We start from the raw sequence: 7084 nt of genomic DNA on the forward strand, positions 1-7084 counted from the left end.
CTCCAAAAAATAACCGCTTGTCAGCTAACAAGCGGTTAGTAATTTTAACGTTTTGGTAAGTAGCGGGCTGGGTCAACTGACTTCCCTTTGTAACGAATCTCAAAGTGAAGTTTGTTGGTGTTAGTTCCTGTGCTACCCATTTTACCGATGGTTTGTCCAGCTTTTACAGTCTCTTGCTCATCTACGCTAATACTATCGTTGTGAGCATAAGCACTTAAGAAGTCATCGCTATGTTTGATGATAATTAAGTTACCGTAGCCTTCTAATGCGTTACCGGCGTAAACAACTTTACCATTTGCAGCAGCTTTAACCTCTTGGCCTTTATTACCGGCAATATCAATACCTTTATTACCACCTTCTGATGCCGAGAAGCCTTGTACTACACGACCTGCAGTCGGCCATTGCCATGCAAAAGAGGAAGCTGGCGCATTCGGTGCTGGCTTACTATATGTGCTGCCTGATGTAGCAGTACCTGCTGTTGCCACAATACCTGTATTCGTTGCCGTACTAGAGGTACTTGCGGTTTGAATTTGTGCAGGATTCCCCACAGAAGCACGAATACCGCCATTTGCAACCGGCACTGTATCCGCTGAACCTGCGCTTGCTTTCACAGGGCCTGTAATATCACCCTCTGAAGAATAAATGGTGCCATTTGCACCTTGTTGATAAGTCACTTGTGGTTTAACTGGTACAGTGACAGTTTCTTCAACCGTGATAGTTTCAGTGCCTGATTTACCTGTTTTTAATTTTTGTCCAACGCTTAATTGATAAGGTTCGCTCATGCCATTAAGTGCAGCTAATTCTTTTACATCCTTACCAATAATATAAGCGATTAAGAACATGGTATCGCCTTTACGAACAGTATAAGTTGAGCCGTCATAGAAGCCTTTTTTGATTTGGCTATATACTGGTGCATTATTCGAATCACGCGGGATAGCAAAATTTTGATCAACTTTTTTCTGTACAGTTTTCGTACGCTTTACCGTTTTAGTTGTTGTGGTCGGTTGCGCGGGTTGTTCTGTAATCACAGGGTTCACCACATTAGGTTGTGTTGCTGTTGTCGGGGTAATAGGTGTTACTGGAGCACTACTCGGTTGAATATCCGACTGCCAACCATAAGTGGTACCACTCGTTCCCTCTACAGGGGTTGGTAAACTTGGGCTTAAGACATTACTATCTTTAGCATTTTCAACCGGTGCTGGTGAGTTTGCTGAACATGCCGTTAAAATACTGGCAACAAGCGGTAATAAAATAAATCTTTTTTGCATGCGAAACCCTACTATTTCATTGATGAAGGCATTGATGCTGGCTGAATCCCTGCATCCCAACCATAACTACCTGCTTGTGCACCAGAACCATCAACTGGTTGCATTAAGCCTGGGCTTAATTCATTTGGATCAGCTTGTTTTGGCGCTTCTGCCTGGCAAGCACTTAATGCAATTGCTACAACAGCTAAGCTTAATGATGTTTTTTTCATTTAGCCCCCATTAACGCACACGTAAAGATTGACCAACTTTGAGTTTAGTCGAAGTGCTAATCCCATTTAATTGCGCAATTTGATTAGCTGAAGAACCAGATAAGAAAGAAATTAAATATAGCGTATCTTGTGCGCCGACGGTGTAAGTACTATCTGTATAGCAACCTTTCGTCATTTGTGCATAGACAGGCGTGCCATCTGCATTACGAACCACTTGGCAATTACCTACAGTTTCAGTATTAGCACCATAGCTGGTTAGGGCTGCGACTGGTGCAGTACTTGGCGCACGCGTTGTTGCAACTGGCGCGCTTGCACCATAAGTTGGTGTACTGACTGGTTGATTCATTGAAGAAGGCATTGCTGTTGGCGTAATATCGCCAGATTGCCATCCACCATTATTCATATTGGTTGAACCTACCGCATTCTCAACCACTGCACCAGTGTCAGATTCAGAGGTGTTATTGTTAGTACAGCCTACCAATGCAAAAGCCGCAACTAACGGCAGTAAAAAAGATGATTTTTTCATAAGGTATCCTTTTATTTTAATAATTGATAGATAATGTAAGCGACCACGGCAACGGCAACCGTTCCCCAGCCAATCAATTCAATTGAGCGACGAATTTTGTCTGCATATTTTTCTCCGCCCCAAGCAGACAATTTTGCCACAAGAAAGAAGCGAGCGAAACGAGAAATTGCAGCGGTAATCACAAATGGGAAAAATGCCATTTGCATCACACCTGCACAAATCGTAAATACTTTATATGGAATTGGGGAGAAACCTGCTAAAAAAACAATCCATACGCCCCAAGTTTTAAACCATTCCATCGCCTGTTCAAAATACGCTTGCATGCCCCAGCTACTAATGAGATCTTTTACCCAATCAAATGCAAAATAACCAATGCCATAGCCGATTACGCCACCAACAACTGAAGCAACTGCCGCATAAATGGCATATTTGGTTGCATGATGTGGTTTGCTCATCGCCATTGGAATTAACATCACATCAGGCGGAATAGGAAAGAAAATTGCCTCAATAAAGCTGACAAAACTTAACCAATACGCAGCGTATTTATGCTTTGACCACGCAATGATTTTATCGTAAATCGTCCCAAATAAATTCATTCTTTTACTACTTACATGATAATATTCGAAAGGTAAGATTATACTGGATCCGATTAGTTCTGTATAATCTGATCTTTATTTTCTTTTTACCTACAAGCGGTCAAATTTATTAGGTGTTTTACAAAGTAGATAGATAACAAAAAACCACCAGAAACAGCCTGTATTTTCAACGTTTTTAGAGAAAAATTATTTTTTTGACATTTTTTTAAAAAAATTTAAAATTTTTTTGAACTTTCGAAAAAACGCTCTGTCAGACATTACGATGGTAGGAAACTGTCATCGGAAAATTTTATTCATTATGTAGATCCAAAAGAGCTAGGGTAACACCTAGCTCTTTTTTTATCTACCGAAAATGAATGAAAATCGACTAGTAACCTTTAGCCTCAAGATTTGGTAAAAAAGTTTGCGTTTTTAACCGCTTGACGATCGTTTCTATCTGTCCATCAGCCTTTAATACTAACTCCCGCCAACCAGGCGCCAGTAAATCTAAGGTAAATTCATCACAGTTTGGTTTAAATTGAATACAGGTCGAAGGTGTGGCTAACACCCGAATACCATGCCAAGCACTATCTACGGTTTGATGGATATGCCCATGTAAAATAGCTTTAATTTGTTTGAAAGGAGCCAACACTTCAGCAAAATATTCCGTATTCTGTAAGCAATGTTGATCTAACCATGCACAATGCGTCGGAAGAAGATTATGATGCAATGCAATTAAACAAAATCGTTCTGGGTGTTCTGCCAGTTTAGCTTCTAGCCAAATCAACTGTTCTTTGGAAAGATACCCTCTTGGGCAACCACTTACTTGACTATTTAATAATAAAATTTGCCAATGTTTACCCGCTAAAATTTGTTTTTCAGCATAAATATAAGGGTATGATGCCAATTTTGTGCGCATTTGGGGCTGTTCATCATGATTACCTTCTAGCCAAAAAACGGGTGATGCTAAAGGCTGTACCATTTGGGCAAAATAATCATAGCCTTCAACTTGAGAATCCTGAATCAAATCTCCCGTAGCTAATACCGCATCAAAATGTGGCTGAGGTTCAGCTATTACCTCATCTAACACTGCTTGAAAACTAGCTTGCGTGTTAATCCCTAACAATTCCGCTTGAGGATCGGAAAATAAATGCATGTCGGTTAATTGTAACAACCGAATTTCCGTTGCCTCTTTTTTCAATTCATAAACCTGTTGCATTCCATCCCCCAAAAAAACGCACCTACTTTACGCGTTTTAACAGGCAAAATCAGTAAGCAATGTTTGAAAATGCGAACTATGCCACATTTTTCTTGGAAAAGATGGAAAATTAAAGGATTTTATACCTATTTATTATTACGATATTTTTGGTAGTTCAATTCAAGCCATTGCAAACCAATTACCGCAATCACGTTATCAATTTTGCCTTCGACGACCCATTGATAAGCCTGTGCACGACTCACAACATGAACCAAAATATCTTCATTTTCCTCTTCTAATAAACCGTAAATACCGCCTACTTGGCTGCTATCAACTAAACCTAAGAAAAGGTGCAAGCGTTCTAATTGACCACCTGGACTATCCCAAACACTCAAAGCATGTTCAACATTTGAAACAGTCAGCCCGGCTTCTTCTTGCGCTTCCCGAATCGCAACCTCTGCTGGAGACTCTGCACCTTTATCAATCATGCCTGCTACTAATTCAAGCAACCATGGAGAACGATCTGAATCTGGAACATATGCGCCAATGCGTACTTGCTCTATCAATACAACATTATCTAATACAGGATCATATGCAATCAGGGCTGCTGCTGCGCCTTTTACTAACAACTCACGAACGACTTCTCCACTTACTCCGCCATTAAATAACTTGTGTTTAAAGTGAATTTTTTTCAGTTCAAAATGCCCTTTATAAACAGTTTCTTCTTTTAAAATCGTTAAATCTTGATGTGAAAATTGTAGAATTTGACTCATTTGATTTGCTCCTAAAACGGATTAACTTGATAAACAAGCGGTTGAATTTGATCGATTTTTTGCCAATCGCCTGTCCACTGCCATAAATTAGGTTTCGTTTTCGCTAATGGAAAAGTTTGCCAAAAATAAGCTAAAAAGAACGGCAATTGATGATAAAAATGTAAACATCCTTTTGGGCAATGACTAGAAAACAGTTGCTGACTTTCAGGCAAATGGCGCACTTCATTAAGAGCCACAATGCCAACACCTTGGGTTTTCAAAACCGCCTCGCGCAAGCACCAACTTAAATAAAAACGCGAAGCTAAATCTGGTAATGGATGCTTTACAGGCTCTAATAATGCCAAGCATTCTACCTCATCGGCATAGTGGCGTAATAGCGCCTCAAATCGGCGGACTCTTTGCGGATGTTCAATATCAATCCCAACTATCGTCTTTGGTTGTGATTTAGATAGCATCACCGCCACCCACTCGCCCGAATGGCTAATATTAAAATCAACCCCATCAAGCATGATATATGGACGACCGTTAGCTTCTCGCTGAATTTGCATGAAATTAACCGCCTCAATACCTTGTTGCTTGCCTAGCTCTGTTAATAAGAAATGTGCCATTCGGCGACTCTTCCAACGTTGCCACAAACGAGGTAACGCATCTTTAGAAGGAAGTGGTAAGTTAAAGTGAAAATCTTTCGGTAAAGGCGCATCGCAATGTGCAAAACAGACTTCAATCATCGCTTAAACGCCAATGTCAGTACGCCAGCAGCAACTAAACCAATACCAACCCAATCTTGCCCACTCGGTCTTTCGCCTAAAAAAATCACGGCAAAAATCGTCACTAAAACCAGGCTAAATTTATCAATTGGAGCAACCTGTGAAGCATTTCCCATCTGTAACGCTTTAAAATAGGCCAACCAAGATAACCCTGTCGCTAAACCAGATAAAATTAAAAATAGCCAATTTTTACCATTTAGCGAACCAAGTGGCTGCCATTTGTGGGTATAGGTTAAAAATAAAGCCAATGCTGCAATAATAACTAAAGTACGAATAAAGGTAGCGAAATCTGAATCTATTCCATTTAAGCCAACCTTAGCAAAAATTGCAGTTAAGGCTGCAAAAAATGCGGATGCTATTGCCCAATAAAGCCACTCATTTGCCATTTTTCTTCTCTCTTTTTGCCATTTGACTTACACTAGTTTACCAAAATTGAATCGCAAAATACTTTTTATTTTAGGGCAGAAATGTTATAGCATAGGGATTAGAAATAAGGAGTAAAAAAATGCAACAAACAATGAATAAATTACAAAGGCAAATTAAACATTTTGTGCAACTAGAATCTGCTGGGGGAATCCTATTATTAGCCGCTGCCATTCTTGCAATGTTAGTAGCAAACTCACCGCTTGCAGAGAACCATTTTAATTTTTTACAAACCCACTTCACGATTAAATTTGGCGATTTTGGGATTGATAAGCCTATTTTAATGTGGATTAACGATGGCTTAATGGCGGTGTTTTTCATTTTAGTTGGGCTTGAAGTAAAACGAGAAATGTTCGAAGGCTCACTTTCTAGCATACAAAAATCCATTTTCCCAGCGTTAGCGGCTATCGGCGGGATGATTGTGCCAGCCCTAGTTTATCTATTTATTAACCATCAGCATCCAGAATTTAAAGATGGTTGGGCAATTCCAATGGCAACTGACATTGCATTTGCTGTAGGTATTGTTGCACTATTAAGTAAACAAGTGCCACCTGCATTAAAAATGTTCTTACTTGCCTTAGCAATTATTGATGACCTAGGCGCTATCGTAGTGATTGCGATTTTCTTCTCGCATGAAATGAGTGTTTCAGCCCTTACCATCGCAAGTCTAGCGATCATTGCGCTGTTTGTGATGAACCGCTTTAAAGTGATTGGCTTACTTAACTATGCCATCGTCGGTTCAATTCTTTGGGTGTCAGTGTTAAAATCAGGCGTGCACGCAACATTAGCCGGGGTCATTATCGGTTTTGCGATCCCATTAAAAGGGAAAAACGGTGAAACTCCGCTTTATCACCTTGAACATATTCTTGCTCCATGGTGTACCTTCTTAATTCTGCCATTATTCGCATTCTCGAATGCCGGCGTTTCATTAGAAGGCATGAGTTTCAGTGACCTTACCTCACCATTACCATTAGGCGTTGCGTTAGGTTTATTACTGGGTAAACCAATTGGCGTATTCCTATTTAGTTATGTTTCGGTGTTATTCCGCATTGCGAAATTACCGGAAGGCGTTAACTTTAAACATATTTTTGCTATCTCCATCCTATGCGGTATCGGTTTTACTATGTCGATGTTTATCGCAGGTCTCGCCTTCGGTGGAGAAAATGCAAACCATGCCTTACTACCAATGTCTCGCTTAGGGATTTTACTTGGTACGTTAGGTTCGGCTGTAATTGGTTATGTCTTGCTAAAAGCGGTAACAAAACCTACTGCGCAAGCGGTCTAATTTAATGCAGAATTTGCAAATACAAATATAAAAAAAGCGTTGTCGTGTTAAACGGCAACG

Annotated in this window: 9 protein-coding genes; 1 reads left to right on the forward strand and 8 read right to left on the reverse strand. The window is 40.1% G+C overall.

All coding sequences use genetic code 11. The annotated features are described in order from the left end of the window. Positions 1-44: 44 nt before the first annotated feature. From HSP_RS0106500 to HSP_RS0106535, 8 genes are all read right to left on the reverse strand, one after another. Entirely contained in the window at positions 45-1268 is a 1224-nt protein-coding gene (locus HSP_RS0106500) for a peptidoglycan DD-metalloendopeptidase family protein (protein WP_010129442.1), read from the reverse strand. 11 nt (positions 1269-1279) lie between these two features. Further along, positions 1280-1477, reverse strand: coding sequence for a hypothetical protein (locus HSP_RS0106505; RefSeq protein ID WP_007525821.1), 198 nt, complete (start codon positions 1475-1477; stop codon positions 1280-1282). 10 nt (positions 1478-1487) lie between these two features. Beyond that, positions 1488-2003 (reverse strand): LysM peptidoglycan-binding domain-containing protein, encoded by a 516-nt coding sequence (locus HSP_RS0106510; protein WP_007525804.1) that lies wholly within the window; start codon positions 2001-2003, stop codon positions 1488-1490. Between the two features lie 11 nt (positions 2004-2014). Beyond that, positions 2015-2599, reverse strand: a complete 585-nt coding sequence (locus HSP_RS0106515) for a YqaA family protein (RefSeq protein ID WP_007525816.1) — start codon at positions 2597-2599, stop codon at positions 2015-2017. Positions 2600-2966: 367 nt separating this feature from the next. After that, positions 2967-3797 carry a 3',5'-cyclic-AMP phosphodiesterase gene (gene cpdA / locus HSP_RS0106520; protein WP_007525827.1) on the reverse strand — a complete coding sequence of 277 codons (831 nt, stop codon included), beginning with the start codon at positions 3795-3797 and terminating at the stop codon, positions 2967-2969. Between the two features lie 125 nt (positions 3798-3922). Continuing rightward, complete coding sequence (nudF, locus tag HSP_RS0106525) at positions 3923-4549, reverse strand: ADP-ribose diphosphatase (RefSeq protein WP_007525785.1); 627 nt, start codon at positions 4547-4549, stop codon at positions 3923-3925. Positions 4550-4560: 11 nt separating this feature from the next. Continuing rightward, positions 4561-5277 carry a 4'-phosphopantetheinyl transferase family protein gene (locus HSP_RS0106530; RefSeq protein WP_007525849.1) on the reverse strand — a complete coding sequence of 239 codons (717 nt, stop codon included), beginning with the start codon at positions 5275-5277 and terminating at the stop codon, positions 4561-4563. Then, a complete protein-coding gene (locus HSP_RS0106535; RefSeq protein ID WP_007525892.1) occupies positions 5274-5702 on the reverse strand; it encodes an EamA family transporter in 429 nt (142 codons plus the stop codon). The genes HSP_RS0106530 and HSP_RS0106535 overlap by 4 nt, the downstream gene beginning before the upstream one ends. A gap of 119 nt (positions 5703-5821) precedes the next feature. Here HSP_RS0106535 and nhaA point away from each other — a divergent pair, with 119 nt between their 5' ends. Further along, positions 5822-7024: a Na+/H+ antiporter NhaA gene (nhaA, locus tag HSP_RS0106540; protein WP_007525895.1), complete on the forward strand. Its 1203-nt coding sequence runs from the start codon at positions 5822-5824 to the stop codon at positions 7022-7024. The last annotated feature ends 60 nt before the right edge of the window (positions 7025-7084 follow it).

The sequence above is a fragment of the Haemophilus sputorum CCUG 13788 genome (genome assembly GCF_000238795.1).
GTDB classification, from domain to species: Bacteria; Pseudomonadota; Gammaproteobacteria; order Enterobacterales; family Pasteurellaceae; genus Haemophilus_A; species Haemophilus_A sputorum.

Coding starts and splice junctions, on each gene's coding strand:
- HSP_RS0106515 (WP_007525816.1), bottom strand. CDS start 2,599: ATGAATTTATTTGGGACGATTTACGATAAAATCATTGCGTGGTCAAAG.
- HSP_RS0106505 (WP_007525821.1), bottom strand. CDS start 1,477: ATGAAAAAAACATCATTAAGCTTAGCTGTTGTAGCAATTGCATTAAGT.
- HSP_RS0106530 (WP_007525849.1), bottom strand. CDS start 5,277: ATGATTGAAGTCTGTTTTGCACATTGCGATGCGCCTTTACCGAAAGAT.
- HSP_RS0106510 (WP_007525804.1), bottom strand. CDS start 2,003: ATGAAAAAATCATCTTTTTTACTGCCGTTAGTTGCGGCTTTTGCATTG.
- HSP_RS0106535 (WP_007525892.1), bottom strand. CDS start 5,702: ATGGCAAATGAGTGGCTTTATTGGGCAATAGCATCCGCATTTTTTGCA.
- nhaA (WP_007525895.1), top strand. CDS start 5,822: ATGCAACAAACAATGAATAAATTACAAAGGCAAATTAAACATTTTGTG.
- nudF (WP_007525785.1), bottom strand. CDS start 4,549: ATGAGTCAAATTCTACAATTTTCACATCAAGATTTAACGATTTTAAAA.
- cpdA (WP_007525827.1), bottom strand. CDS start 3,797: ATGCAACAGGTTTATGAATTGAAAAAAGAGGCAACGGAAATTCGGTTG.
- HSP_RS0106500 (WP_010129442.1), bottom strand. CDS start 1,268: ATGCAAAAAAGATTTATTTTATTACCGCTTGTTGCCAGTATTTTAACG.